The following is a 611-nucleotide window of genomic DNA, read 5'->3' as shown; positions in this document are numbered from 1 at the left end:
GTCTTATTGTGTTTTTCCCTATTGCATTGGGCGTGCGCCAGGAGGAGGTTTGCTGCCACGTCAAGGCCATTTCTCGAAAGTGGGTCGACATGGTCAATCTCTCCGTTTTCGGCTTTGTCTATCGGCCTGAAGCAGCACAGGCAGAGTCCATTCTGTTTCTTGAACAAATCTTGCTTGGCCCTCGGGTCCGAGCCCCGGCGAATGCCGCCTAGCGACTCTGCCCGCTTTTTGTCGCGTTCGCGCCGCGCATCTTTGTTCTTCTCTTCATATGTTGCAGATACTTTGTTCATGCAGTTCCGGCAGTAACTGCGCAACCCGCCGGATGGCGTTGACCCGAAGAACTCTCGCGTAGCCGGCTTTGCTTCGCCACAACGGGTGCACGTTTTTCCGGACATGCGTATTGTTTCCTGTCGTCGAGTTGCTGTTCGATCCGCAGAGTGCGCACCTTCGTCGTGTCGGCGCGACGGCGCTAATCCCACATTATCTCGCGGTGTCCACCGACATTTGTACCGAAGCGAAGCTCAAATTCACCGCACCTGGGACAGCGATAGTGGCCGCTCGTTAGCGTCAACTCTCCCCAACTCTCGAATACGTGGCCGTCTCCCTTCCAC

1 protein-coding gene is annotated in these 611 nt (G+C 56.0%); it reads left to right on the top strand.

The window, feature by feature from the left end:
- The coding region (locus EN780_RS41160; RefSeq protein ID WP_245500258.1) for a hypothetical protein at window positions 1–212 on the top strand (212 nt) is incomplete at its 5' end.
- Window positions 213–611 lie beyond the last annotated feature (399 nt).

Source organism: Mesorhizobium sp. M4B.F.Ca.ET.089.01.1.1 (assembly GCF_004022605.1).
GTDB classification, from domain to species: Bacteria; Pseudomonadota; Alphaproteobacteria; order Rhizobiales; family Rhizobiaceae; genus Mesorhizobium; species Mesorhizobium abyssinicae.
This window is presented reverse-complemented; position numbering and strand designations above follow the sequence as displayed.